This window comes from Streptomyces sp. JN8 (assembly GCF_055808075.1).
This window is the reverse complement of record NZ_CM147852.1, coordinates 3,281,386-3,306,416: the sequence shown is the minus strand read 5'-3', so window position 1 is coordinate 3,306,416 and position 25,031 is coordinate 3,281,386. Positions and strand designations below refer to the sequence as shown.

Annotated in this window: 20 protein-coding genes and 1 pseudogene; 9 read left to right on the top strand and 12 right to left on the bottom strand. The window is 74.9% G+C overall.

Annotated elements, in window-relative coordinates:
• Positions 1–66 precede the first annotated feature (66 nt).
• The 4 genes from ACY0MR_RS14165 to ACY0MR_RS14150 all read right to left on the bottom strand — a co-directional run bounded on the left by ACY0MR_RS14165 (position 67) and on the right by ACY0MR_RS14150 (position 6,058).
• Complete coding sequence (locus tag ACY0MR_RS14165; protein ID WP_473560997.1) at positions 67–2,406, bottom strand: protein kinase domain-containing protein; 2,340 nt, start codon at positions 2,404–2,406, stop codon at positions 67–69.
• Positions 2,407–2,410: 4 nt separating this feature from the next.
• Positions 2,411–4,861 (bottom strand): protein kinase domain-containing protein, encoded by a 2,451-nt coding sequence (locus ACY0MR_RS14160; RefSeq protein WP_473560995.1) that lies wholly within the window; start codon positions 4,859–4,861, stop codon positions 2,411–2,413.
• Positions 4,862–4,969: 108 nt separating this feature from the next.
• Complete coding sequence (greA, locus tag ACY0MR_RS14155) at positions 4,970–5,467, bottom strand: transcription elongation factor GreA (RefSeq protein ID WP_148005938.1); 498 nt, start codon at positions 5,465–5,467, stop codon at positions 4,970–4,972.
• Between the two features lie 189 nt (positions 5,468–5,656).
• Positions 5,657–6,058 (bottom strand): DUF4307 domain-containing protein, encoded by a 402-nt coding sequence (locus tag ACY0MR_RS14150; RefSeq protein ID WP_404079251.1) that lies wholly within the window; start codon positions 6,056–6,058, stop codon positions 5,657–5,659.
• 98 nt (positions 6,059–6,156) lie between these two features.
• Between ACY0MR_RS14150 and mca the strand changes: the two genes are divergently transcribed.
• Together mca and ACY0MR_RS14140 are read left to right on the top strand one after the other, a co-directional pair.
• The gene (gene mca / locus ACY0MR_RS14145) at positions 6,157–7,038 is read left to right on the top strand and encodes a mycothiol conjugate amidase Mca (protein ID WP_361861595.1); all 882 of its coding nucleotides are present in this window, start codon (positions 6,157–6,159) and stop codon (positions 7,036–7,038) included.
• Positions 7,031–7,267, top strand: coding sequence for a hypothetical protein (locus ACY0MR_RS14140; RefSeq protein ID WP_388793007.1), 237 nt, complete (start codon positions 7,031–7,033; stop codon positions 7,265–7,267). Before mca ends, ACY0MR_RS14140 begins: the two co-directional genes overlap by 8 nt.
• A gap of 64 nt (positions 7,268–7,331) precedes the next feature.
• Here ACY0MR_RS14140 and ACY0MR_RS14135 read toward each other — a convergent pair whose 3' ends face one another.
• A complete protein-coding gene (locus ACY0MR_RS14135; RefSeq protein WP_473560992.1) occupies positions 7,332–10,574 on the bottom strand; it encodes a tetratricopeptide repeat protein in 3,243 nt (1,080 codons plus the stop codon).
• 289 nt (positions 10,575–10,863) lie between these two features.
• Between ACY0MR_RS14135 and ACY0MR_RS14130 the strand changes: the two genes are divergently transcribed.
• The 3 genes from ACY0MR_RS14130 (at position 10,864) to ACY0MR_RS14120 (ending at position 15,135) form a co-directional block, all read left to right on the top strand.
• Entirely contained in the window at positions 10,864–11,496 is a 633-nt protein-coding gene (locus ACY0MR_RS14130; protein ID WP_388793011.1) for an ABC transporter ATP-binding protein, read from the top strand.
• Positions 11,493–13,043 carry a hypothetical protein gene (locus ACY0MR_RS14125; protein ID WP_473560990.1) on the top strand — a complete coding sequence of 517 codons (1,551 nt, stop codon included), beginning with the start codon at positions 11,493–11,495 and terminating at the stop codon, positions 13,041–13,043. Before ACY0MR_RS14130 ends, ACY0MR_RS14125 begins: the two co-directional genes overlap by 4 nt.
• A gap of 70 nt (positions 13,044–13,113) precedes the next feature.
• Complete coding sequence (locus ACY0MR_RS14120; RefSeq protein ID WP_473560988.1) at positions 13,114–15,135, top strand: thioredoxin domain-containing protein; 2,022 nt, start codon at positions 13,114–13,116, stop codon at positions 15,133–15,135.
• Between the two features lie 76 nt (positions 15,136–15,211).
• On the opposite strand, the gene ACY0MR_RS14115 is transcribed toward ACY0MR_RS14120, so the two are convergent.
• Positions 15,212–15,619: a rodlin gene (locus tag ACY0MR_RS14115; protein WP_341622677.1), complete on the bottom strand. Its 408-nt coding sequence runs from the start codon at positions 15,617–15,619 to the stop codon at positions 15,212–15,214.
• Between the two features lie 94 nt (positions 15,620–15,713).
• A complete protein-coding gene (locus ACY0MR_RS14110) occupies positions 15,714–16,754 on the bottom strand; it encodes an LCP family protein (protein WP_473560986.1) in 1,041 nt (346 codons plus the stop codon).
• 148 nt (positions 16,755–16,902) lie between these two features.
• On the opposite strand from ACY0MR_RS14110, the gene ACY0MR_RS14105 reads away from it, so the two are divergent.
• A complete protein-coding gene (locus tag ACY0MR_RS14105) occupies positions 16,903–17,079 on the top strand; it encodes a hypothetical protein (RefSeq protein WP_473560984.1) in 177 nt (58 codons plus the stop codon).
• 89 nt (positions 17,080–17,168) lie between these two features.
• Here the strand turns inward: ACY0MR_RS14105 and ACY0MR_RS14100 are convergent, their stop codons facing one another.
• Positions 17,169–17,579: a rodlin gene (locus tag ACY0MR_RS14100; protein ID WP_388793020.1), complete on the bottom strand. Its 411-nt coding sequence runs from the start codon at positions 17,577–17,579 to the stop codon at positions 17,169–17,171.
• A gap of 218 nt (positions 17,580–17,797) precedes the next feature.
• Here ACY0MR_RS14100 and ACY0MR_RS14095 point away from each other — a divergent pair, with 218 nt between their 5' ends.
• Together ACY0MR_RS14095 and ACY0MR_RS14090 are read left to right on the top strand one after the other, a co-directional pair.
• Complete coding sequence (locus ACY0MR_RS14095) at positions 17,798–18,211, top strand: rodlin (protein WP_361861190.1); 414 nt, start codon at positions 17,798–17,800, stop codon at positions 18,209–18,211.
• A gap of 171 nt (positions 18,212–18,382) precedes the next feature.
• Positions 18,383–18,616 (top strand): chaplin, encoded by a 234-nt coding sequence (locus ACY0MR_RS14090; protein ID WP_361861187.1) that lies wholly within the window; start codon positions 18,383–18,385, stop codon positions 18,614–18,616.
• 68 nt (positions 18,617–18,684) lie between these two features.
• Here ACY0MR_RS14090 and ACY0MR_RS14085 read toward each other — a convergent pair whose 3' ends face one another.
• Entirely contained in the window at positions 18,685–19,962 is a 1,278-nt protein-coding gene (locus ACY0MR_RS14085; protein WP_473560981.1) for an FAD-dependent oxidoreductase, read from the bottom strand.
• 14 nt (positions 19,963–19,976) lie between these two features.
• The gene (locus tag ACY0MR_RS14080; RefSeq protein ID WP_473560979.1) at positions 19,977–21,332 is read right to left on the bottom strand and encodes a carboxylate--amine ligase; all 1,356 of its coding nucleotides are present in this window, start codon (positions 21,330–21,332) and stop codon (positions 19,977–19,979) included.
• A 158-nt stretch (positions 21,333–21,490) separates the two neighbouring features.
• Between ACY0MR_RS14080 and ACY0MR_RS14075 the strand changes: the two are divergent.
• Positions 21,491–22,651 (top strand): annotated as a pseudogene (locus ACY0MR_RS14075) (glycoside hydrolase family 26 protein); the annotation flags it as partial.
• 545 nt (positions 22,652–23,196) lie between these two features.
• Here the strand turns inward: ACY0MR_RS14075 and ACY0MR_RS14070 are convergent.
• Positions 23,197–24,354 (bottom strand): GNAT family N-acetyltransferase, encoded by a 1,158-nt coding sequence (locus ACY0MR_RS14070; RefSeq protein WP_388793027.1) that lies wholly within the window; start codon positions 24,352–24,354, stop codon positions 23,197–23,199.
• Positions 24,351–25,028 carry a YveK family protein gene (locus ACY0MR_RS14065; RefSeq protein ID WP_361862001.1) on the bottom strand — a complete coding sequence of 226 codons (678 nt, stop codon included), beginning with the start codon at positions 25,026–25,028 and terminating at the stop codon, positions 24,351–24,353. Before ACY0MR_RS14065 ends, ACY0MR_RS14070 begins: the two co-directional genes overlap by 4 nt.
• Between the last annotated feature and the right edge of the window lie 3 nt (positions 25,029–25,031).

Here is a 25,031-nt window from a genome sequence, read left to right as displayed (position 1 = left end):
CACGACCCCCGTCGCCGACGGCTCCACCCCTTCCGGGGCGGAGCCGTCCGCGCGTCTCCGGGACCGTCAGGGCAGGTACCCCGAGACGACGAGCCCGTCGGGGAGGGCGAGGAAGACCGAGCCCCCGGCGGCCAGCGCTTCTCCGGTGGCCTGCGCGTCGAAGTCGTCCGGCACGTTGGCCTCGAAGCGCTCGAAGTCCTCGTCGTGGACGGGGCCGGCCGCGGGCAGGGAGACCACCTCGAACTTCCCCACCGTGATCACCCGGTCGCCCGCGAAGTAGACCCGCTGCGGATCGCCCTGGAGCATCATCGGCAGCAGCGACCAGCGCTTCCGGCCGCTCCGCAGGTCGTACGCGCTCACCGTCTGCCCGTTCGCGACCGCCACCAGGCCGTCCGCGTTCACCGCGGGGCCCGCCGTCACCCCGGAGCCCAGGGACCGCAGCCGCTTCAGCGACCCGGCGTCGAGCACGGCCACCGAACCGTCCGTCGTGCCCGAGCAGAGCACGCTGCCGCTCCTCTCGTGCACGGTGACCCGCTGGCAGCCCTCCGCCCCGCGCGCCGCCACCTCGCCGGTCCGCCCGTCGAGCGCCAGCGGCACGGTCCCCAGGGTGACGTAGAGCCGTCCGCCCGCCGCCACCGGCTGCTCGGGGAAGCCGTCGAGCCCCGTGCGCCACAGCTCGTGGCCCACGTCCTTCCCGCTCCCGCCCAGCCGCACGGCCGTCACGAGGCCGCCGCCCGTCCCGTCGGAGTCCCCCTCGGCCGCCATGTTCACGTAGGAGACGTACAGGACGCCGTCGGCCAGGTCGGAGCCCTTGGGCGCCCACGCGGCACCGGGGCCGGGGAGCGTGCCCAGCCTCCGGCCGTTCCGGAGGTCGTACGCGACGATCCCCGAGGCCCCCGCGACGTACACCCGGTCGCCGACGACCGCCGGGTACTGCGCGGCGGACGGCACCCCCATGACGCTGTCGCGCGCCGGGGCCGACCACAGCTCACGGCCGTCCGCCGCGCTCAGCCCCACGAGCGCGCCGCCGGAGCCCGCGCAGACCAGCACCTTCGGGGAGAGGGCGCAGCCGCCGTCGGTGGCCTTCGTCCGCACCATCCACGGCGACCAGCCCGCCGGCCGGTGCCCCCGGTCGGTCGCCGCCGCGCCGAAGTCACCGGTCCGGCCCTCCCCGCCGTACGGCAGGACGACCCGGCTGAGGGTCGCCGGGCCCGCGTCGGCCGTCGCGCTCGCACCGGGGGAGGGACTGTTCGAGACGGAGGGCCCCGCCGTCCCGCCGCCCGCCCCGCCGTCCCGGTTCACCAGCGCCACCCCGGCCGCCGCCACGACGGCCAGCGCCACCGCACCGGCCACCACCGCGCCCCGGCGCCGACGGCGCGGCTCCCCGGGCGCGTCGGGCGGGGCGGCCGCCGGACGGTCCGGGACGGCCGTCGGGGAGTAGGGCACCGCGGGCCCGAGCGTCGGGAGGTCCGCGACGCCCGCCCCCGAGGCCGCCGCCTCGCCGGCCGCCCGCGCCGCCTCCCCGTACTCGGCGAGCAGCGAGAGGACCCCGCCGGGCCAGGGGAAGGCCCCGGCGTCCGCCCCGCCGCCCAGCAGCGACGCCAGCTCGGCCGCCGTCGGCCGTTCCGCCGGGTCGAGCCGCAGGCAGCGCCCCACCACCGGCCGCAGCTCCTCCGGCACGCCGGACAGGTCGGCGTCGGCCCGGATGATCCGGAAGACCACCGCGGCCATCTCGTCGTCCTGGAAGGGGCCCCGGCCGCTCGCCGCGAACGCCAGGACCGCGCCCAGGCAGAACACGTCCGACGCGGGCACCACGGCCCGGCTGCCCGCGAGGTGCTCCGGCGACATGAACCCGGGGGAGCCCACGACCAGCCCGGTCGAGGTCAGCGCCGTCGCCTCGAAGGCCTGCGCGATGCCGAAGTCGATGAGCCGGGGCCCCGCCCTCCCGAGCAGGACGTTCGCCGGCTTGAGGTCGCGGTGCAGCACCTTCACCCCGTGGACCGCGGCCAGGGCGGAGGCGAGGGCGGACCCCAGCGTCCGCACGGTCGCGACCGGCAGCGCCCCCGAGCGGACGACGGCCTCCGCGAGCGAGGGGCCCGGCACGTACTCCGTCGCCAGCCACGGCGAGGCCGCGTCGGGGTCCGCGTCCACCAGCCGGGCCACCCCCGGCCCGTCGACCGTCCGGGCCGCCGCGATCTCCCGCCGGAACCGGGTCCGGAAGTCCTCGTCGACCTCCAGGTCGCCCCGCACGGTCTTCACCGCGATCATCCGCTGCGGGTCCGCCGTCGGCGCGTCCGCCCGGCACGCCAGGTGGACCTCGCCCATGCCGCCCGCCCCGAGCCGGGCGAGCAGCCGGTAGGGGCCGACGAGCCGGGGGGGCCGGTCCGCGGGAAGCGCTTCCAGCACGGGACTACTCCTTGTCGCCGGGGGAGCCGGGCAGCGCCACGGAGGCGACCGCGCCCTTGTCGAAGACGACGTACGCGATGCCGCCCACCGGCAGCACCTCCGGCGGCCGGATCTGCTTGCCGACGAGGTCGCCGTAGTCCGGGTCGTGGTACTCCTCCTCGGCGCGCGGACCGGGCGCGCCCGGCACCGGGACGACCTTCGGATCGCCCGGCTTCCCGTCGGCGCCGAGCCGCACCGTGTGGAGCGCCGAGTAGTCGGCGTACACGACCTGGTCGCCGGCGAGCAGCGGGGACGACCAGCTCTGCGCCAGACCGGACGGAGCCCGCTCGGCCGGGAAGGAGGCGAGGGTCCCGCCGGTGCGCGGGTCGAGGATCCGCAGGCCCCCGTCGAAGGCGACGACGGCCCGCGGGCCGACCGCCGTCGGGGCCGTGGTGCCGAGGTCCCCGGGCAGTGCGGCCCGGGGGGCGAGGGTGCGGGCGTCGAGCACGTGCAGGGTCGTACCGGTACCTCTGCCGGGGCCGCTGCCCGGGCCCCCCGCGGTGCAGTACGCCGACGGGCCGAGCACCTGGACGACCACGCATTCCCGGGCGTCGGACTCCACCTGGCCGAGCTGGGTCCCGGTCCGCCCGTCGTACGACACGAGTCCGCCCTGGCTGAGGGCGTAGACGACGCCCCCGGCGTAGGCGACCGGCTCGTACGCCCGGCGCTCGGCGAAGGAGGTCTCCCCGTTGGTGAGCTCCTCCGACCAGAGCGTGCGCCCGTCGGCCAGGGAGAACGCCGTCAGCGCGGCGCGCACGTTCAGCGCGTCCTCCGCCACGTTCGTCGCCGCGAAGACGATGCCGTCGGCGACGACGGGCCGGGTGGCCCAGAAGCCCTGCGGACCCACCGCGGGCTTCTCCCAGCGCACCGCCCCGCTGCGCGCGTCCCGGACCTGGAGGGAGCCGTCGGCGACCAGGACCGCGCTGCCGTCGTGGACGGTGGGGGCCGTGGCGTTCCCGGCCGTGAAGGGGAAGCCCTTGCCGGTGACGTAGGTGTCGTCGGGGGTGTCCCGGGCGGCCGCGACGTCCCACAGCCGGTGGCCGTCCGCCGGGTCCAGCGCCTCGTACCGGCCGTCCGTGGTCCGGCAGACCAGCACCTTCTCGCCGGCCGAGCAGCCGAGCGCGGGGGCCTTGAGCCTCGCCTGCCAGGGCTTCCAGCCGGCCGGTCGCTGGGCGGTGTTCTGCGGGACGACGCCGGAGGAGTCGGCGAGGCCCCGGCCGTCGACGCCCGGGATCCGGGGCGCCGCCGACGCGGCCGGCGGGGCCGCCTTCGCGGGCCGCGGCTGCTTCGGCGCTCCCTCCGGCCACAGCAGGTACGCGCCGACGCCCCCGGCCACCACCGCGAGGGCCGCGGCGAGCGCGACCGCGCGGCGGCCCCGGCGGGCGGGTGCGTCCGGCGCGGCGGCGGGCTCGGGCGGGGCGGCCGGCCGTGCCTGCGTCGCCTGGGAGTGCGGGCCGGGCACCGCGGGACCCGCCGCCCCGGGGCCGGCCCCCGTCCCGGCCGCCAGGAGCGGTCCGCCGGCGGCGACGAGCTGGGCGAGCTCGGTGCCGTACTCCCCGATGTGCTCCCGGATGTGCCCGGGCCACGGGAACACCCTGGGCGCGTCCCCGCCGAGGAGCTCGGCCAGCGCCTCGGGCGCCGGCCGGTCCGCCGGATCGGCGGCCAGACAGCCGGCGACGGTCTCGCGGAGCTCCTCCGGGAGCCGGGAGAGGTCGGCCTCGGCCTGCGACACCCGGTAGAGCACGGCGGCGAGGGGGCCGTCGCCGAAGGGGTCCTCGCCGGTCGCCGCGTAACAGAGGAGCGAGCCGAGGCAGAAGACGTCGGACGCGGCGGTCACCCGCCGGGCACCGGCCACGTGCTCGGGCGACATGAAGGAGGGGGTGCCGACCATCACGCCGGTGGCGGTCATGGTGGTGGCCGCGTCGCTGCGGGCGATGCCGAAGTCGATGAGCCGTGGCCCGTCCACGGAGAGCATGACGTTGCCGGGCTTGAGGTCCCGGTGCAGCACCCCGGCCCGGTGCAGGTCGGCGAGGGCCCGCGCGACGCCGGCGCCCAGCGCGCGGACGGTGGAGACGGGCAGGGCACCGCCCCGCCGGACGGCCTGCGAGAGGCTGGGGCCGGGGACGTACGCGGTGGCCAGCCAGGGCACCTCGGCGTCCGCGTCGCCGCCGAGCGGTGCGGCGGCGTACGGGCTGTCGACGAGCGCGGCGACCCGGATCTCGCGGCGGAAGCGGTCCCGGAAGGCCGGATCGCCGGCGACGTCCCGCCGGACGGTCTTCACGGCGACGAAGGTGCCGTCCGCGCCGGAACCGCCCCGCCCGAGGAAGACCTCCCCCATCCCGCCCGCCCCGAGGCGGGCGAGCACCTCGTACGGTCCTATCCGGCGTGGCGCGCCCTCGCGCAGCGGTCCCAGCACTTCGCCATCCCCCTCGTGACGCGACGTCAGGCCGCATCATGGCATGCGGGTGCAGACAGCACGAAGGGCCGGCCCCGGTGGGGGCCGGCCCTTCGTGGAGCGCCTGGATCAGCCGGTGTACGGCTTCGCGCCGAGGATCTTCACCGTGGCCTTCTTGCCGTTCGGCAGCTCGTACTCGGCGTCGTCACCGGCCTTCTTGCCGTTGACGCCGACGCCGAGCGGCGACTGCGGCGAGTAGGTCTCGATGTCACCGCTCGCGTACTCGCGGGAGGCGAGCAGGAAGGTCATCGTGTCGTTCTCGTCACCGTCGAAGGCGATGGTGACGACCATGCCCGGCTCGACGACGCCGTCGTCCGCCGGAGCCTCGCCGACCTTGGCGTGCTCGAGGAGCTGGGTCAGCTGCCGGATGCGGAGCTCCTGCTTGCCCTGCTCCTCCTTGGCCGCGTGGTACCCGCCGTTCTCGCGCAGGTCCCCCTCTTCGCGGGCGGCGGCGATCTTGACGGTGATCTCCGTGCGCGCGGGACCAGACAGGTACTCAAGCTCGTCCTTGAGCTTGTTGTACGCCTCCTGGGTGAGCCAGGTGACGTTGTCGCTGGTCTGGGTCACAGGTGCTCCTCGTAGGTACTGGGAATACAAAGCATCGCCCTACACGGGAAAGCTCTGCTCTCCCGGGTGGGCGAAACCACGAGCCTAACAATGAGTGGCGAAAAGCGGGAGGACATAACCATCGGGATGGCGTCACCCCAGGTCACCGGGGTGACTCGCCGGGACTCGACACCCGGTCCCTACCCATTGCTACCGGGCCGTACACCCCACGAGCTCCGCGCTCGTCGCCCGCGCGGTCGTGCGCAGCGAGAAGACGCGGTCGATCCGCCCGGCGGGGTCGTCGATCCGGACGTCCTTGCGGGCCACCTCGGCGCCGTCCTCCGAGCGGGAGCGCAGGGTGCAGACGCCCTGGGCTTCCTCGTCCTTGCGGATCTCCAGGTGCACCTGCACCTCGGTGGAGCTCACCACGTCGAACTTGATCATCTCGGCGCTGATCTTGCTGTCGACCACGTAGTACCAGCCGAACCAGCCCAGCAGGCCGAGGAAGAGCACGCCGAGCACCGCGCCCGTGATCCTGAGCCTGCGGTCGGCCGCCTCGTCCGCGGCGCGCCCGTAGCGCCCCTCGGGCAGCTGCTCTCGCACCGCGCTCATGATCGATCCTCTCGAAGCCGGGGGTGGCGGAATTTTCACTCCCCCGATTCCGTCACTATAGAGACCACCCTCCGCGTCGAATCACTGAGGATCGAGTCTTGACTGAGCAGCTGCGACTGATGGCCGTTCACGCCCACCCCGACGACGAGTCGAGCAAGGGTGCGGCCACGATGGCCAAGTACGTGTCCGAGGGGGTGGACGTCATGGTCGTGACGTGCACGGGCGGCGAGCGCGGCTCGGTCCTGAACCCCCAGCTCCAGGGTGACGCCTACGTCGAGGCGAACATCCACGAGGTGCGCCGCAAGGAGATGGACGAGGCCCGCGAGATCCTCGGCGTCTCCCAGGAGTGGCTCGGCTTCGTGGACTCGGGCCTCCCCGAGGGCGACCCGCTGCCGCCGCTCCCCGAGGGCTGCTTCGCCCTGGAGGACGTCGACACCGCGGCCGGCGCGCTGGTCCGCAAGATCCGCTCCTTCCGCCCGCAGGTCGTCACGACCTACGACGAGAACGGCGGCTACCCGCACCCCGACCACATCATGACCCACAAGATCACGATGGTGGCCTTCGAGGGCGCGGCCGACGCGGAGACGTACCCGGAGGACGAGTTCGGCCCGGTCTGGCAGCCCCTGAAGCTCTACTACAACCAGGGCTTCAACCGCCCCCGCACGGTCGCCCTCCACGAGGCGCTCCTCGCCCGCGGCCTGGAGTCCCCGTACGGCGAGTGGCTGGAGCGCTGGAAGGACTTCGCGGGCAAGGAGCGGACGCTGACCACGTTCGTGCCCTGCTCCGACTTCTTCGAGATCCGCGACAAGGCCCTGATCGCCCACCGCACCCAGATCGACCCCGACGGCGGCTGGTTCCGGGTCCCCATGGACATCCAGAAGGAGGTCTGGCCGACGGAGGAGTACGAGCTCAGCAAGGCGCTGGTGCCCACCTCCCTCCCCGAGGAAGATCTCTTCGCGGGCATCCGCGACAATGCCTGACATGAGCGCACACCTGGCACTGACCCAGCTTGTCCCCTTCGCCGCCGAAGAGCTGGACGAGAACAAGGTGACACCCGGCGTCCTCGGCTTCGTCGTCTTCGCCGTGCTGGCCCTCGCCGTCTGGCAGCTGATGAAGTCGATGAACCGCCACATGGGCAAGGTCGACTTCGAGGAGGCCCCCGACCCGGCGGCCGCCGCGGAGGCCCCGGCCGCCTCGGCCGGCAAGTAGCGGCACCGCCCCCGGGCCCGTACCCCCGCGGTACGGGCCCGGGGGCGCCGTCGTGCCCCGACGGCTACCCCCGCGGCACCCCGAGGACCTCCCGGGCGTGCCGGTTCGGCACCATGCCCAGGTCCCACGCCTGCCAGGGCGTCGACGGGTGGACGCCCCGGCCGAGGACCACCGCGTACGCCTCGGCGCAGTCGTCCAGCCGCGGATCCCGCGCCGGATGCCGGTCCGCGACCAGCGCGGCGAGCTCCTCGCGGGCCGTGGCCGTCCCCGGCTCCGGGCTGCCCGGCACCGCGTGCGGCAGCAGGGTGCAGCGCAGGAAACGGGCCCAGTCCGCGCCCCGCCGGTCGCCGTAGCCGTCGAACAGCGCACGGGCCTCGTCGCACAGCCCCAGCGCCTGCGGCACCCGTGCGTTGCCGGCGTCGATGACCGCCAGTTCGAGCGAGGTCCACGCCTCCCCGTGCGGCACCCCGATGCGGTGGAAGTCCGCCCGCGCGTCCACCAGCAGCTGCCGGGCGAAGCCCGAGTTCCGCAGACCGCCGGTCCGCGCCGCCAGCTGGTCACGGGTCACCCGCCCCGAGTGGTGCCGGGCGCTGGCCAGCCCGTACACGTCCCGCATCCGCGAGAACATCGTCCGCGCCCTGCCCAGCTCGCGGACCGCGTCGTCCCGGTCGCCCCGCTCCTCCAGGGCGTGGGCCAGGTGGAACAGCGTCCACGCCTCCCCGCGCGCGTCCTCCTGCTCCCGGTGCCGGGCGAGCGCCCCGCGCAGCCCCTCCACCGCCGGCTCGGCGTCCCCGGCGGCGAGCCGCGCCCTGGCCAGCTGGGTCAGCGCCCAGGCCTCGCCGCGCCCGTCGTGGATCCGCCCGTAGCCGTCGAGCGCCTCCCGCAGCGAGGCCTCCGCGGCCGGCACGTCGCCCCGCAGCAGCAGGACCTGGCCCCGCTGGAAGTGCGCCCACGCCTGACCGTGCGGCGACTCGTGCTCCCGGTGCAGCGCGAGGGACCGGTCGAGCAGCGCCGAGGCCTCCGCCAGGTCCCCCCGGTCCCGCTCCACCGCGGCCAGCGCGTGCAGCGTCCAGCCCCGGTCGGCGGCGAGCGCCTCCGGCTCCTGGAGCGCCAGTGCCTCCCGCAGCCGGGCCGCCGCCTCCGCGAGCCGGCCCTGGTGGTGCAGGGTGATGCCCAGCGAGCAGAGGGCGAGCGCCGCCCCCGGGTCCTGCCGGGCCTCCTGGTAGAGCGACACCACCGACGTCAGGGTCGTCCGCGCCTTGTCGAGCTCGCCGAGCTGCCGGGCCGCGATACCGGTCCGCCACTGCACCGAGCGGGACAACTGCCCCTGCCCGACGGCCTCGGCCAGTTCGTTGATCTCACCGAGGCGGTACAGGTCGCCCCGCAGCAGGCAGTAGTCGCAGAGCGCGCCCAGCAGGTCGAGCACGGTCTGCTGATCGACGCCCTCCGTGTGCCGCAGGGCCGCCGTGATGAAACTGGACTCCTCGTCCAGCCAGCTCAGGGCCGCCTCCAGCGACCCGAAGCCGTGCCCGTCGAAACGGTTCGCGCGGGTCGACATCTTGCCGTCGACCATCCGGATCACCGCGTCCGCGAGCTCCGCGTAGTTCCGGATCAACCGCTCCTGCGCCGCCGCGATCTCCGCCGCGTCCTCCTCGTCGACGAGCCGGAGCGCGGCGAAACCGCGCACCGCGTCGTGCAGCCGGTACCGCTCGCCGCGCACCGGTGCCAGCAGCCCCGCCCCCGCCAGCTCCCGCAGCAGCCGGGCGCCCTCGGGCCCGGTCCCGTCGAGCAGCGCGGCGGCCGCCGCCGCGCCGAGCGAAGCCCGTCCCGCCAGCGAGAGCCGCCGGAGCAGCCGCCGGGCCTCGTCGTCGAGGTCCACGGAGTACCGCGCCCACAGAGCCCGTTCGACCGGGGAGCCGCCGTCCGGCCGGCCGAGCGCCGCCGCCACCTCGTCCCACGACCGCCGTCCCAGCAGGGAGCCCGCCGCCCGCAGCGCCAGCGGCAGCCCGCCGCACAGCTCCCGGATCCGGTCCAGGGCCTCCGCGTCGTACGGGCCGGAGTCCGGCGCCCCGCCCGCCGCCCGCAGCAGCTCCTCCGCCCCGGCCGCGTCCAGCGCCGCTACCGGCAGGACGTGCGCGGGCACGTCCCCCAGGTCCAGCGGCTCCCGGCAGGTCACCAGGACCAGGCTCTCCGAACGCTCCGGCAGCAGGGCCCGCACCTGCGCCGCGTCCACGGCGTCGTCCAGGATCACCGTCACCGGGACCCCGGTCAGCTGCCGCTGGTACAACTCCGTGAGCCGGGCCACCTGCTGGTCCGCCGTGGCGCCCTCCCGGAACAGGAGCCGCTCGCGCGGGGCGCCGAGCCGGTTGAGCAGATGGAGCAGCGCCTCCCGGGTCGCGAGGGGCCGCTCCCCGCTCGCGCCACCCCTCAGGTCCACCACGCAGGCGCCGCGGAACTGGTCGCGCAGTGCGTGCGCGGCCCGCACCGCGAGCGCCGTCCGGCCGGAGCCCGGCTCGCCGTGCAGCAGGACCACCGTCGGCCGCGTCGCCGGCGACGCCCGCCCGGTCTGGACCCAGCGGGTGATCCGGGACAGCTCCTCCCGCCGTCCCGCGAAGTCCCCGCCCGCGTCCGGCAGCTGACCGAAGGACCGCTCCAGCACGGCCCGCCGCCGCGCCGCGGCGGTCCGGTCCGCCCCGCGCAGCCGCTCGGGGCGGACCGGCCCCGCCCGCCGCTCCCCGGCGGCCCGCTCCTCGGGACCGTCCGCGAGCGGACCCCGCCCGGCCGCGCCGCCGCCGGCCGCCTGCTCCCGCTCCCGCGCCAGGAAGGGCAGCATGCCCCGGACCTCCAGAGCCGCCAGCCACCGCTCCCGCGCGGCCTCGACCGCACCGTCCGGTCCCGCACCGGGCGCCGCCGGCGGTCCGGCCCGCCCCGACGTCGCCTTCAGCACCGTCGCCGCCGCGCCCGCCACCGCCACCACCGCGCCCGCCCCGAGCGCGGTCCCCGCCGTCGTACCGAGTGCCAGGTCCGCGCCGACCGCGGCGACGGCCGCGACCCCGGCGACGAGCGCGGGCCCGCGGAACGCCGGACCGGCGGATCCGACCGTCGCGCCGCGGCCGCCGGCCCCCTTCTCCGCGACCCGTACGTAGGCCGCGTACTCCGCTTCCGCGCCCGCCGCCATCGAGTCCAGCGCGGCCCTGCCCCGGGCGAGCAGCGTCTCCGCGTCCGCCCGGCTCCCGGAGCTCCGCAGCTCCTGCTCCACCGTCCGTTCCCACCGCCGCTCCGCCTCGGCCCGATGGCTGTCCCGCATGTGCGTCCCCCTCCGCGCGTGCCCGACCGTTCCGCTCCTGAGGCCCTGTCAGACCCCTTACCGTGCGCGTCCAGTGTGCTGTGCGGTGCGCGCGGGCGCGAGAGAGGAGGACGGAGGAGGAAAGGGGAGGAAGGAAGGAGACCGGGCGGGCGGACCGGCTGGGCTACGCTGGCGGAGATCCGGCTCAGGGCACGGATCGCGGGACGGAGGTGACGGGCGTCGACGGGTCGTACGCGGGCGAGCCGTGCACCACGCCGTCCCGGGGGATGCCGGTCGTCCGGGGGCGTCGGTGACCGAGACGCCGGCGATCGCCGCGCAGGACGCCACCGTCGTCCTGGACGGCACCACCCTGCTCGCCCCCACGACCTTCGACGTGCTGCCCGGCGAGTTCCGGTGCCTCACCGGCGGCAACGGCTCGGGGAAGACGACCCTCCTGCGGGCCTTCCTCGGCAGCCGGCCGCTCACGGAGGGCGCCGTCCTCGTCCGCGGCGAGACCGTCGACATGTCCCTGCCCCGGCACCGCCGCCTCCTCGCCGCTCTCGTCGAACCGATCCCCGTCGCCCGCGACATGACGATCCGTGAGCAGGTCACCCTGGTCGCCGCCTCCTGGTACGGCAACACCGGGGCGACCGCCGAACGCGCCGAAGGGATCATCGGGCGGCTCGGCCTCACCGACCTCGGCGGCCGCTTCCCCTCCCAGCTCTCCTCCGGCCAGCTCCAGCTCTTCGACCTCGCACTCACCCTGGTCCGCCCCGCCGACGTCGTCCTCCTCGACGAACCCGAGCGGCACCTCGACGCCGACCGCGTGGACCTCGTCGCCGGCCTCGTCGCCGAGCGCGCCGCACAGGGCACGTCCTTCCTGGTCGCCACCCACGAGCCCGCCCTGGTGGACGCCTGCGACGGCGTCACGGAGCTGGGATGACCACCGACAGCACCACCGCGGCCGCGACCGACCCCAGGGACCGCGTTAACGCCGTACGCCACCGGTACGCCCACCGCGGCGACCGGGCCACCGTCCAGGACGTGGCGTACACCCTCTATCTCGCCGCCGTCCTCGGCGCCGTGTACGTGGCACCCGTGGTCTACCTGCTGCGGACCAAGGAGGCACTCGTCTCGCTGCCCTCCGCCGAGGCCGCCGCTCCCGCGGCCTGCCTGGTCGCGGCCGCCGCGGTCTGGGGCGCCCAGCTCGCCGGCCGGTACGGGGGACCCCTGGTGCTCAAGCCGTTCCTGCTGCACGTGTTCATGTCGACGGACCTGTCCCCGGCGGACTACCTCGGCACCCTCGCCCGCCGCCGGCTCGCCTACGCCGGACTCGGCACCCTCCTGCTGGTCTGCACGACGACCTTCCTCGCCACCGACCTCTACGACCGGCCCGGAAGCGCCCTCCTGCCCCAGGGCCTCGCCGTCGCGGCCGGCATCGGCGCCGTCGCCCCCGCCGCATGGCTGTGGGGACAGGTCCGGACGGTCCGCGCGAACGCCCTGCTCGCCGCCGCCGTGGCCGCCGCGGCGGCCCTCGTCGCCCTGCTCGGCCGGTCCCCGCTCCTCGGCGGAGGCGGCCTGTGGCTCCTCACCGGCACCCTCGCCACCACCGCCGCGCTGCTCGGCCGGGCCGCCCTCCGCTCCGTCCGCAGCGTCGACCTCACCCGGCTCGCCCGCGAGTCGGCCCGCGCCGCCGAGGCCCAGGCCTTCGCCTGGACCGGCACGCTCCACCACGCCCTCGACCTGTACCGCCCGCAGCCCCGCGGACTCACCACCGCGCTGACCCGCCCGGACGGACGGCTGCGCGGCCACCTCGCCCAGGGCGCCGTCCGCGCCCTGCGCACCCCCGGCCGTGCGCTCGCGGCCGCGGTGTCCCTGCCGGTGGGCGGCGTCCTGCTGATCCTCGGCGTCGCCGCGCCGGACGCCCGGACGGCGACCCTCTCCTGGACGGCCGGCGCGGTCGCCGTCCACCTGGGCTCCGGCTGGGTCGGCGAGGGCTGGCGCGGTCTGCGCGACGAACTGACCCTGGCGCCCCTGCTCGGCGAGTGGTGGGGCGGCGTGCTCGCCCGCACCCTGGCCTGGCCTGCCGTCGCCGTGGCGGTCCCGGTGGGGGTCGCCGGGACGCTCACCGCGGCCGCCCGCCTGCCGCTCCGGGACACCGGCCCGGCGGAGACCGCCCTGCTCGCGGCGGGCACGGTCGTGCTCGCGCTGGGCGCGCGCTTCCTGCGCGAGATGAAGACGAACCTGCCCGTGGAACTGCTGCTCCCTCTCATCACACCGCTGGGCGACCTGTCCGCGCTCCGCGTCTTCCTGTGGCAGTTCGACGGACTCGTCGTCGTCCTGGCCGGCGTCCTCGTGATGGCCGCGATGCCGACCGCGTCCGGCGCCGCCCTGGTGGCGGTGGCGGCGGCCGCCTGCTGCGTCCGGGCGGGCCTGCGCCGCACCGGCTGGTCCCTGCGCCCCCTCGCGTCCCGCCTCGCCAAGGCGTAGCAGCAGCCCCCCGGTCCGCCGGGGGCAGGGCTCCCGCACGACTCCGGGGCGGCAGGGCAGGATGGGAACCATGGCGAACCGACTGGCCCATGAGACCTCCCCGTACCTCCTTCAGCACGCCGACAACCCGGTCGACTGGTGGCCGTGGTCGCCCGAGGCCTTCGAGGAGGCCCGCCGACGCGACGTCCCCGTCCTCCTCAGCGTCGGGTACAGCTCCTGCCACTGGTGCCACGTGATGGCGCACGAGTCCTTCGAGGACGACGCCACCGCGGCCCTGGTCAACGAGAACTTCGTCGCCGTCAAGGTCGACCGCGAGGAGCGCCCCGACGTCGACGCCGTCTACATGGAGGCCGTCCAGGCCGCGACCGGCCAGGGCGGCTGGCCGATGACCGTCTTCCTCACGCCGGACGCCGCCCCGTTCTACTTCGGCACGTACTTCCCGCCCGAGCCCCGCCACGGCATGCCCTCGTTCCCCGAGGTCCTGGAGGGCGTCACGGGTGCCTGGGCCGACCGCCGCGACGAGGTCGGCGAGGTCGCGGAGCGCATCGTGAAGGACCTCGCGGGCCGCTCCCTCGCCTACGGAGGCGACGGCGTCCCCGGCGAGGAGGAGCTGGCCCAGGCCCTCCTCGGCCTCGTCCGCGAGTACGACGCGACCCACGGCGGCTTCGGCGGCGCCCCCAAGTTCCCGCCGTCCATGGTCCTGGAGTTCCTGCTCCGCCACCACGCCCGCACCGGCGCCGAGGGCGCCCTCCAGATGGCCGCCGACACCTGCGAGGCGATGGCCCGCGGCGGCATCTACGACCAGCTCGGCGGCGGCTTCGCCCGCTACGCCGTCGACCGCGGCTGGGTCGTGCCCCACTTCGAGAAGATGCTGTACGACAACGCCCTCCTGTGCCGGGTGTACGCCCACCTGTGGAAGGCCACCGGCAGCGACCTGGCCCGCCGGGTCGCCCTGGAGACCGCCGACTTCATGGTCCGCGAACTCCGCACCCCGGAGGGCGGTTTCGCCTCCGCCCTCGACGCCGACTCCGACGACGGCACCGGCCGGCACGTCGAGGGCGCCTACTACGTGTGGACCCCGGCGCAGCTCACCGAGGTCCTCGGCGCGGAGGACGCCGCCCTCGCCGCCACCCACTACGGCGTCACCGAGGACGGCACCTTCGAGCACGGCAGCTCCGTGCTCCAGCTCCCGCAGGAGGCCGGCCCGGTCGACGCCGACCGGATCGCCCCGATCGCCGCCCGGCTCCTCGCCGCCCGCGCGGAGCGCGAGCGCCCGGGCCGCGACGACAAGGTCGTCGCCGGCTGGAACGGCCTGGCGATCGCCGCCCTCGCCGAGACCAGCGCCCTCTTCGACCGCCCCGACCTCGTCGAGCGCGCCACCGAGGCGGCCGACCTCCTCGTCCGCGTCCACATGGACGAGTCGGCCCGCCTCACCCGTACCTCCAAGGACGGCCGGGCCGGCACCAACGCCGGTGTCCTGGAGGACTACGCCGACGTCGCCGAGGGCTTCCTCGCCCTCGCCGCCGTCACCGGCGAGGGCGCCTGGCTCGACTTCGCCGGCTTCCTCCTGGACCTCGTCATCGACCGCTTCACGGCCGAGGGCGGCGCCCTCTACGACACCGCGCACGACGCCGAGACCCTGATCCGCCGTCCGCAGGACCCCACGGACAACGCCGCGCCCTCGGGGTGGACCGCCGCTGCCGGCGCGCTGCTCGCCTACGCCGCGCACACCGGCTCGGACGCCCACCGCGCCGCCGCGGAGGGCGCCCTCGGCGTCGTCAAGGCCCTCGGCCCGCGCGCGCCCCGCTTCATCGGCTGGGGCCTGGCCGTCTCCGAGGCCCTCCTCGACGGGCCCCGGGAGATCGCCGTCGTGGGCGCCCCCGGAGACGCGGCCTTCGAAGGGCTGCGCCGGGCGGCGCAGCGCGCGACCGCCCCCGGGGCGGTCCTCGCCGCCGGCACCCCCGACAGCGGCGAGTTCCCGCTGCTGAGGGACCGTCCGCTGGTGGCCGGTGGTCCCGCCGCGTACGTGTGCCGTCACTTCACCTGTGACGCGCCGGTCACCGACCCGGAGGAGCTCCGCCGGAAGCTCTGAGGAGCCCCCGGAACGGGGACGGCCCCGCGACCCCTCCGAGGAGGGGCGGCGGGGCCGCCGTGCCGAGCGTCGTCGCTCAGCTGTTGCCGGCGCCGTTGCCGGACAGCACGGGGATGTCGCTGAGGATGTGCGACAGCGGCTCGTCACCCTTGGCCTGGGTGGAGTTCTCGGTGCACTGCTGGTTCTGCGGGGAGGACAGGACGTTGATGTCCTGGACCGCGATCGGGACGAGGCCGACCAGCGAACCGGCGTTGACCTTGGCCGGCAGACCGACGCACGGCTTGTTCAGGGAGCCCTGGACGAGCGCGAACTGCGGGCTCATGTTGCCGTGGGTGGCCGAGTTGCCGAACTCCTGGTGGGCGCCGTTGCCGCTGAGCGACGTGGTGCCACCGTCGTCGGCGATGGCGAGCGCCTGTCCGGCACCCGCCGCCGTCGCGCCGAGCACCGACGCGGCCACAGCAGCCGTAGCCAACAGCTTCTTCATTGTTCAGGCCTTTCGGATCGTGGCTCGCTGAGTGCCGAGCCGTGCTGATCAACTGGTCAGCGGTGCGGAGGTTCCGCGAAGTCCACCGGACGGCCTACGGGCAGATGAGCGAAGCCCCCGAGGCGGGCCGGTAGGCGGCGGCCGGCACCTTGCTCGGCGCGACCTCGTCGGCCGTGGGCAGCGACCGGTCCTCGCGCAGCCGCCGGAAGACCTCGGCCGCCCCCTTCTCGTCCCAGCCGACGGTGGACCCGACCCCCGCGACGACCGGGTTGAAGCCGCGCACGGGCACGGTCGCGAATCGGGTGCGGTCCGCGGGCAGGTCGCGCAGCCGGGTGGCGAGCTCCAGCAGCTCCGCGGCGGAGATGCCGCGTTCGGCCGCCCCGGTGCCCCGCAGCGTCGCCGCGAGCCGCCGCAGCCTGCCGGGGTCGCCGAGGACTCCCTCGCGGAGCTGCTCCAGGGTGTTCACCACGAACTTCTGCTGCTTCCGGATGCGGCCGAAGTCCATCTCCCCGTCGGCCTTCCGCGACCGTACGTACTGGAGCGCCTCGCCGCCGCCGACCGGCCTGGTCCCGGGCTGGAGGTCGATCCCGGTGGCCGGGTCGACGAGGGCCTTCTCCGTACAGATGGGGACCCCGCCGTCGACGCGGTCCACGGTGTCCATGAAGCGGCGGAAGTCGATCTCCAGGTACCGGTGGACGGGCACCCCGGTCGCCGCCTCGACGACCTCCACGGCGTAGGCGGAACCGCCCTCGGCCCAGGCGCCGTTGATCTTCGCCGGGTGCGCCTCGTGCATCTTCCCGGTGCGCCGGTCGCGGTGCGGGTCGGGGAAGGAGACGAGCGAGTCGCGCGGCAGGCTCACCACGTCGACCCGGTCGTTCCGGGCCGAGACGTGGACGAGCATCATCACGTCCGTGCAGTCGCACTCCTGACCGCCGAGCCGGAAACGTTCCTTCTCCTGCGGGGTCACCCCCTTGCGGCTGTCGATGCCGACCACGAGGAGGTTGAGCCCCTTGCCGGGGGAGGGGAGAGCGGTCGGGGCCGCGGCGAGGGCGCCGGGGGCGAGAGCGGCGAGCGCGGCGAGCGCCACCGGGACGAACAGCGGACGTCGGGCGTTCCGTGATCGCGGGAATTTCATCCCCGCACGGTAATTCGAGCACCCTCGCACACAGTTCCGCGACGCGACATGAACAGGACGAATCACTCTCCCGCGATGCCTGTGGAATGATGCGGGAATCGCAGCGGAAGGAGCGAAGATGGCGCCGGATCCCGGTAAATGGGAACGGATGGCCTTCATTCCGAAGAGCCGATATGTGAGCGACCCGCCCCCTGCCGACCGCACACCGTTCCCCCTCTATTCCTCCCTCGTGGCCCAATGGGCGCAGGCGGGCCGGACGGTGCCGGGGATGCCGGACCGCGAGTGGGAGCGGCTGATGGCCACCCCGGTCTGGCCGACCTGGTAGCGACGGTCCCGTGCCCTCGGGGGACGCGAAAGGGGCCGCCCCGGAGGGCGGCCCCTGACGTGCGGACGTCGTCGCGCGGAGGCGGAACGTCAGTTGTTGCCGACGCCGTTGCCCGAGAGGATCGGGATGTCGTCCAGGATGTGCGAGAGGGCCTCGTCACCCTTGGCCTGGGTGGAGTTCTCGGTGCACTGCTGGTTCTGCGGGGAGGACAGCACGTTGACGTCCTGGACCGCGATCGGGATGGCCCCGATGAGCGAACCGGCGTTGACCTTGGCCGGCAGACCCACGCACGGCTTGTTCAGGGAGCCCTGGACCAGCGCGAACTGCGGGCTCATGTTGCCGTACGTGGCGGAGTTGCCGTACTCCTGGTGGGCGCCGTTGCCGCTGAGCGACGTGGTGCCGCCGTCGTTGCCGATGGCGAGCGCCGGGGAGGCGACGGCGGCGGTGGCGCCGACGATGGAGACGGCCGCGGCCGCGGTGGCCATAACCTTCTTGATCACGGGAGTTCCCTTCTAGAACCGGCTCCGTGCAGGGAGCGCCCTGGTCAACTGGGTTCGGACGCCGGGGTTCCGCTGTGTCACTCCCCTGGGGGAGCGCACTCGGCAGCGCTGAACGGGGCGCCAGTCGAACGGGTGAAGAGCCGGAACCTCAGCCCCCGACCGCAGTTGATCCCGTCGCATCAATCACGTCGATTGGTGGGAACAGGAACGGAATCACCGTGATCAAGAAGATTATGGCGGCTGCGGCTGTTACGGCCTCTGTTGTCGGCGCTTCTGCTGCGGCGGCCTCCCCGGCGCTCGCCATCGCCGACGACGGCGGCACGACCTCGCTCAGCGGCAACGGCGCGCACCAGTCCTTCGGCAACTCGAAGACCACCGGTGACATGAGCCCGCAGTTCTCGGCCGTCCAGGGCTCGCTGAACAAGCTCTGCCTCGGCGTGCCGGTCAAGGGCAACGTCGGCTCGGTCGTCGGCGTCCTCGTCCCGGTCGCGGTCCAGGACATCAACGTCCTGTCCTCCCCGCAGAACCAGCAGTGCGCCGAGAACTCCACCCAGGCCAAGGGTGACGAGCCGCTGTCGCACGTCCTGGAGGACATCCCGGTCCTCTCCGGGAACGGCGCCTACAACGGCTGATCCGTCCCGCGCCCCACAGGGCCGGAGGGAGCGTCCGCGCTCCCTCCGGCCCTGTGTCGTGCGGGCAATGGAGTGAAAGAACAGAAGCGGTCGTTCTCGCCATTTCCTTCGTGCGGCATGGTCGTTGTGTTGCGTGAAAAGCGTTCCGCCACCGAAAGGATGCAGACGAAAATGAACTGTAAGAAGGCTGCTGCCGTCGTCGCCGGAATCATCATGGCCATGGGTGCGGCCACCCCCGCCTTCGCCGACGCGGGCGCCGAGGGTCTGGCGGTCGGTTCCCCGGGCGTCCTCTCGGGCAACGTCGTCCAGGTCCCGATCCACGTCCCGATCAACGTCTGCGGCAACAGCGTGAACGTCATCGGCGCGCTGAACCCGGCCGCGTTCAACACCTGCATCAACGCCTGAGCCCTCGGCGGCCCGCAGGCACGGTGACCGGCCCCCGGAGAGCCTCCGCTCCCCGGGGGCCGGCCCCCTCACGCCGAGACCGGCGCCCTCCCGCCCGTACGCGGCCGTCCCGCCCTCCCGCTCCGGGCACCCGCGCGCAGCCTCCGCCGCACCCCGCGCACCAGCCGCCCCGCCGTGTACTCGGCGCCCAGGACGAACCGCATCGACGGACCGTACGAGGGGGCGGTGAGCAGGCCGGCGAGGAACAGCCCCGGCCACGAGGACTCGAAGAGACCCCCGACCTCCGGAGCCCCGCCCGCACCGACCCTCCGCAGCGCGCCGCGCAGCCCGGCGCTGAGGACCTCCGCCCGGTCCAGGCTCGGGGTGAAGCCGGTGGCCGCGACGACGTGGTCGGTCTCCAGCACCTCCGTGCCCCCCGGCCCGCTCACGACGAGCCGCAGCCGCCCCTCCCCGGTCACCGCCGCCGAGCTGATCCGCTGCCCGAGGCGCACGTCCCCGACCGCCGCGAACCGCTCGCGCAGCCACCAGGCCCCGGCCGGTCCCAGCGCCGAGGCGAAGACCCGCTCGCGGGTCGCGGCCGGCAGCCGCCGGAAGGCCCCCGGGGCGTCCGCGTACGCCTTGTTCCGCCAGCCGCAGCCGAGTCCCGTGTGCGGCGCGCGCACGGCCGGCCACGGGCCCCGGTCGAGCGCCGGCGGCAGGGCGTTCCAGCGCAACCGGTCCGCACGCGCGACGATCCGCACCGACGCGGCGCCTCCCTCGACGAGCAGCACCGCCGTCTCCAGGGCGGCCTGCCCGGCTCCGACGACGGTGACGTCCAGGCCGGCGAAGCGGTGCAGCCCGCCGTGTCGGCTGGAGTGGGTGACGTACCGCCGGGGCAGGCCCCGCAGCGGTCCCGGGACCTCGGCGAACGGCAGGACGCCGACGGCCAGGGCCACCGTCCTGGCCCGCAGCGGCTCGCCGTCCTCGGTGCGCAGGACGAAGCCGTCCGCGCAGGGCGCGACCGAGTCGACCAGCCGCCCGTCGACCGAGGGCACCGCCTGGCGGGCGAACCAGTCGCCGTACGCGGCGAAGAAGTCCACCGGCAGCGGCACCCCGTGCTCGGCGCGGACGCCCCGCGTCGCGGCGTAGGCGTCGAGGCCGTACGCGCCCGCCGGGTCGGAGAGGTGGGAGGCCCAGGGCTCCGACTTCAGGAACATGCCCGGGGGCATGGCGTGCCAGGACTCCATGGAGCGGCCGAAGACCCGCAGGTGCAGCCCGTGGGCGGCGGCGTGGGCGGCCGTGGACAGACCGTACGGCCCGGCCCCGACGACCACCAGGTCGTACGGCGACCTCGACGACTTCGGCATCCCGTCCTCCGCCTTCATCGGGGGGTGAGCTGGCGCGAGGAGCTGCGGGCCCGCGGCGCCCGCACGGACGGCGCCGGACGCGCCCGACGGCTCGTCAGGTACCGGCGCGCCGAGGCGACCGCCCGGCGCAGCAGGTGGCCGCACCAGGCGAGGCCCATCGCGAGGGCCGGCGCGGGGTCGTCCGCCGCGCACCAGGCGTACTCCGTCGGCAGCCGCTCCTCCGCCTCCCCCGTGCCGTGCCCGCTCCCGGGCCCGTCCGCGGGGTCGCGGCGCGGAGCGGTGAGGTACGACAGGGCCGCGTAGTTCTCGACCACGAACCGGCGGCCGTGCACCGGGGCGTGCGGGGGGACGCGGCACCCGGTGAGGTCCAGGTGGAGCGCCCGGACCACGTCCAGGCCGTCCGGGTCGGCGAAGAGCCGGAACTGCGCGCCGGGCCGGGGGTTGAAGTCGAGCAGGTGGTACGCGCCGGTCGCCGGGTTCAGCCGGAAGTCCAGGTCGCACACCCCCCGGTAGCCGAGCGCGCGGAAGAGGTCCCGGGCCGTGCGGTCCACCGCCGGGTTCGCCGTCCAGCGGCCCACGGCGGTGAGCCCCGCCCCGTCCGGCCACGACCGCTCCTTGCGGCCCGTCGCCCCCGTCGTACAGCCGCCGTCCGCGTCCACGTACCCGTGGAAGAACCAGTCCAGGTCGCGCCCCGACGGCAGGAGTTCCTGGAGCAGCAGGCGGCTGCCCGCCTCGGGGGTCCGCGCGTACAGCTCCCGCACCTCGGCGAGGGACCGCACGATCGAGGTGCTGCGCAGCCCGCCGCCGGCCGGCAGCAGCCAGGGCCTGCTCCACTTCGCGACCACCGGCAGGCCGATCGACCAGGCCATGGCGGCGGCCTCGTCGGTCCCCGTGGGCAGTTCGGTACGAGGATGGGGCAGGCCCAGGGACGCGCAGGTCTCGGCGAGCGCCGCCTTGTCGGCGACGCGCAGCAGCTGCTCCTCGGTCTGCTCGGGGAGCAGGAAGCGGGGGGAGAGCTCTGCGCGGCGACGCGCCAGGCCCAGGGCGCTCACGTCGTCCAGGGGGAGGACGAGCAGGGGAGCTGACGCGGTGTCGGACGAGTCGTCGCCCGCGTCCCCGATCTCGTCCGCGTACCGGTGGAGGAGCGTGACCAGCTCGGCGGTGGAGACCGGCCCGGGACTCGCGCGCGCCGACCGGAGATAACGGGAGCGGGCGACCGGGCTGGTGCCGGATTCGATGACCGCGTGGACCGGAATTCCCGCTCTGCCCAGCGATCGGGCGGCGCCGAGCGTGCCGTGGTGGAAGGGGTTCCGGTCGAGGCGCACAAGAACGGTGGGAACGCTGGTGTCGAAACTCTGTCGGCGCGGCACGGCATCACCTTGCCGTCCGGGTGCCCCAACTGGGCGATGAAATCCTCTAATGGACTACTGATCAGAGGAAAGTCGCGTTCACGGTCGGCTCAATAGGAATACTTTCGGAACATCGGATTGACGGATCATCAAAGCGCGTACCACGCGAAGGAGCGGCCATGGCGGCGACACACCGGAGAACATCGAGCGTGTGGCTGGGGGTGCTCACCGCCGGTCTCCTCGCCTCGGGCTCCGTCGTGCTGTCGTCCCCCGCGCACGCCTCCGCACCGGCGGCGAGCGACCCCGGACCCTCGCTCTCCAGCGCCATGGGGGCCTTCCTCGACTCGGGCGCCCCCGGCGTCGCCCGCATCGAGCAGCTCCAGCAGTGGCTCGGCGGACGCGAACTCCGGGTCGGCCACACCTACCTCCCCGGCGACCTCTGGAAGAACATCGAGGGCCCGCCCGGCTTCCTCGACGCCTGGGCGAACTGGCGCAACGCCAAGGCCGACCGCCTGTTCGTGCTCAACGTGCCCATGCTGGAGCGCAACGAGGCCGGCGTCTCCGACGCCGAGGTCCGCCGCCAGCTCCGGCTCGGAGCCGCCGGCCACTACGACCACCACTTCACGGCCCTCGCCGAGCGGCTGGTCCGGCTGCGGGCGCTCGACACCGTCGTCGTCCTCGGCTGGGAGATGAACGGGACGACGTACACCCACCGCTGCGCTCCCGACCCGACCGCGTGGAAGAAGTACTGGAACCGGATCGTCACCGCGATGCGGGCCGTCCCCGGCCAGAAGTTCCGCTTCGACTTCAACCCGAGCCGCGGCCGCGACGCCGTTCCGTGGACCGAGTGCTATCCGGGCGACGACGTCGTCGACATCATCGGGATGGACTCGTACGACCAGCCCCGCGGCTCCCGATTCGACGAGCACGTCAGCGAACCGTACGGCCTGCAGAAGCAGGTCGATTTCGCCGCCGAGCACGGAAAGCCGATCTCCTATCCGGAATGGGGGCTCTTCCGCAACGGCGACAATCCCGAATACATGCGGCGCATGCTGGAATGGATGAAGCAGCACAAGCCGCTGTACCACACGATCACGGATTACTGCCCGCACGGCGTCTGGCAGTGCGACGACAATCCGCAGTCGTCGCAGACCTTCCGGCAGATGCTCTACGGCACGGAGCCGGAGCTCCCGACCGAGCCGACGGACCCGACGGACCCGACGGACCCGACCTGGCCCACCGACCCCACGGATCCGGTGGACCCGACGCTTCCCGAGCCGAAGCCCGAGCCGAAGCCCGAGCCCAAGCCCGAGCCGAAGCCCGAGCCCAAGCCCGAGCCGAAGCCGGAACCCAAGCCGGAGCCCAAGCCGGAGCCCAAGCCGGAGCCCAAGCCGGAGCCGAAGCCGGAGCCCAAGCCGGAGCCGAAGCCCGAGCCGAAGCCGGAGCCGAAGCCGGAACCCAAGCCGGAGCCGGAGCCGAAGCCCGAGCCGAAGCCGGAGCCGAAGCCGGAACCCAAGCCGGAACCCAAGCCTGAGCCGAAGCCGGAGCCGAAGCCCGAGCCCAAGCCTGAGCCGAAGCCCGAGCCGAAGCCCGAGCCCAAGCCCGAGCCCAAGCCCGAGCCCAAGCCCGAGCCCAAGCCCAAGCCCGAGCCCAAGCCCGAGCCGAAGCCCGAGCCCAAGCCGGAGCCGAAGCCGGAACCCAAGCCCGAGCCCAAGCCCGAGCCTCAGCCCGTCTGTTGGACCGTGGGCCTCGGTTCATGGGTGGAGAACTGGATCGGCGGGCCCGTCTGCGTCCCGAAGGACTCCTGGAAGGACGAGGTCGACCTCGACTGGAAGGGCGCACTGGAGGGCGTCTGGCCCTTCTGACCCCGTGACGGCGGCGGCGATCAGCCGCCGCCGTTCGGCGTCCGGCCGGGCAGTCGGCCGAGCGCACGGCCCACCCAGGCGCGCTCCCGCGCCTGGCGGGCCGCCCAGCGGCGCGCGTCCGCGGCGGCCGCGCGGAGCCACAGCAGCGGGGCCGTACCCCGGCCCGCCAGCATGAGCCGCTGGTTGCCGACGGTCTCGGGCCGCCAGTGGTGCTTGTACGCCTCGGTGCCCCGCAGCATGCTCAGCGTGGCCCGGCCGCCCGTGCCGGCCTCCCCGGCGCCGTGCCGCAGCAGCATCGTCGCGACGTCGACCTTGCGGGCCCGCAGCGCCGGGTCGGCACCGTACAGATAGCCGCCGGCGAGCCGCGGGGACATCAGGGTCAGGTCGGCGGCCACCACGTCCCCCGCCAGCCGGAACTCGGTCACCATCGCGTCCCCGCGCTCCACCATCGGCCGCACCGCCCGCGTGAGGTGCTGGGCGAACCGCTCGCTGGTGTGCTCGGCGGTGACGCCCCGCCCCTGCCACTGGAGCCGGTGGAGGCTCAGGAGCCGGTCGAGGGCGGCCGGCACCTCGGCACCGCTGACCACGTGCGTGTCGATGCCGAGGGCGTCGAGCTTGCGCAGCTTGGCCCGGACCCGCTGGGCCTTCCCGGACGGGATGCGGGCCAGGAGCCCCTCCATGGGGACGGCGGGCAGCTCCAGGCAGAGCGAGTCCGGCATCCGCCGGCGCGGTCCCCGCCAGTGCACGAGGACCCGCTCGCTGGCCGCCCCCGGCCGCACCTCCCGCAGGTCGACCACCGTGCCGCGGGCGGCCCGGGCGAGTCCCGCGGCCAGCGCGGGCGCCGCCTCGGGGCAGCCGTCGTCGAGGAGCACGTCCGTGAAGTCGGTGATCGAGCCGCCGAGCTGCGCGAGGACGGGCAGTGGACCGCGGGCCCGCATCAGGGGCGCGGCGGCGACGAGTTCCCCGTCCTCCCGCCGTACGAGCACCAGCCGCAGCGCACCGGGCCTGCCGTACGAGAGCCACCAGGAGTGCAGCCAGGCGTGGGACTGGAAGGGGGTGGCGGTGGAGCAGCGGCCGTACAGCGCCGTCCACTCGGCCGCCAGCCGCCCGAAGCCCTCCTCGTCACGGCAGATCTCCGTCCGCAGGCCCGACGGGACGTGCACGGCTCTCGGGCTCATACCGCCTCCGGCTGGTGCGCCGCGGAGGCCGGGGCGGGCACCGCGGCCGGGGACCCGGCGGCCGCGGCCTGCCGGGAGTGCCTGGCCTCGCCGCGCGCGGCGGCCCGCCGGGGCCGGACCAGCAGGGCGAGGCCGCCGAGCAGCCCGCCGCCGCAGGCGCCCACGAGCGCCGAGAGCGACGCGGACGGCGAGACCGGCGCGACCGGCTTGGTGGCCCGGGAGAACTGCACGACCTTCACGCCCGTACTGCCCGCGACGTGGGTGCTGTCGAGGATCAGCGCCCGGGCCACCCCGTCCGCCATGGACACGGCCTTCGCGGGCTTCGCGGCCCTGGCGGTGATCGAGATCATCGGGGCGTCCGGCGAGGTCGCCGCCTGCACGTCCCGGCGCAGGGTGTCGGCGGTGACCCCCGCCCACACCTGGGCGTCCCCGGTGACCGCGATGTCGGTCGCGACCCGGCCGTAGGCCTGGGCGAAGCCGATCGCGGCCGCCGGGTCGGACTTCGCCGCGGGGACGACGATGACGTAGCTGGTCGCCGCGTACTCCGGGGTCTGGAGGACCCCGTAGCCGCCGCCGAGGACGGCTCCGGCGAGGACGGCGGCGGGCAGGACCGCCCAGCGGCCCGGTGCGCGCAGGCCGGCGGGGAGCAGGGCACGGCGTGGGGTGGTGTTCATGGG

Coding starts and splice junctions, on each gene's coding strand:
- ACY0MR_RS14085 (WP_473560981.1), bottom strand. CDS start 19,962: ATGCCGAAGTCGTCGAGGTCGCCGTACGACCTGGTGGTCGTCGGGGCC.
- ACY0MR_RS14140 (WP_388793007.1), top strand. CDS start 7,031: ATGCCTGACATGAGCGCACACCTGGCACTGACCCAGCTTGTCCCCTTC.
- ACY0MR_RS14125 (WP_473560990.1), top strand. CDS start 11,493: ATGACCACCGACAGCACCACCGCGGCCGCGACCGACCCCAGGGACCGC.
- ACY0MR_RS14070 (WP_388793027.1), bottom strand. CDS start 24,354: ATGAGCCCGAGAGCCGTGCACGTCCCGTCGGGCCTGCGGACGGAGATC.
- ACY0MR_RS14135 (WP_473560992.1), bottom strand. CDS start 10,574: ATGCGGGACAGCCATCGGGCCGAGGCGGAGCGGCGGTGGGAACGGACG.
- ACY0MR_RS14090 (WP_361861187.1), top strand. CDS start 18,383: ATGAACTGTAAGAAGGCTGCTGCCGTCGTCGCCGGAATCATCATGGCC.
- ACY0MR_RS14105 (WP_473560984.1), top strand. CDS start 16,903: ATGGCCTTCATTCCGAAGAGCCGATATGTGAGCGACCCGCCCCCTGCC.
- ACY0MR_RS14110 (WP_473560986.1), bottom strand. CDS start 16,754: ATGAAATTCCCGCGATCACGGAACGCCCGACGTCCGCTGTTCGTCCCG.
- ACY0MR_RS14115 (WP_341622677.1), bottom strand. CDS start 15,619: ATGAAGAAGCTGTTGGCTACGGCTGCTGTGGCCGCGTCGGTGCTCGGC.
- ACY0MR_RS14065 (WP_361862001.1), bottom strand. CDS start 25,028: ATGAACACCACCCCACGCCGTGCCCTGCTCCCCGCCGGCCTGCGCGCA.
- ACY0MR_RS14120 (WP_473560988.1), top strand. CDS start 13,114: ATGGCGAACCGACTGGCCCATGAGACCTCCCCGTACCTCCTTCAGCAC.
- ACY0MR_RS14150 (WP_404079251.1), bottom strand. CDS start 6,058: ATGAGCGCGGTGCGAGAGCAGCTGCCCGAGGGGCGCTACGGGCGCGCC.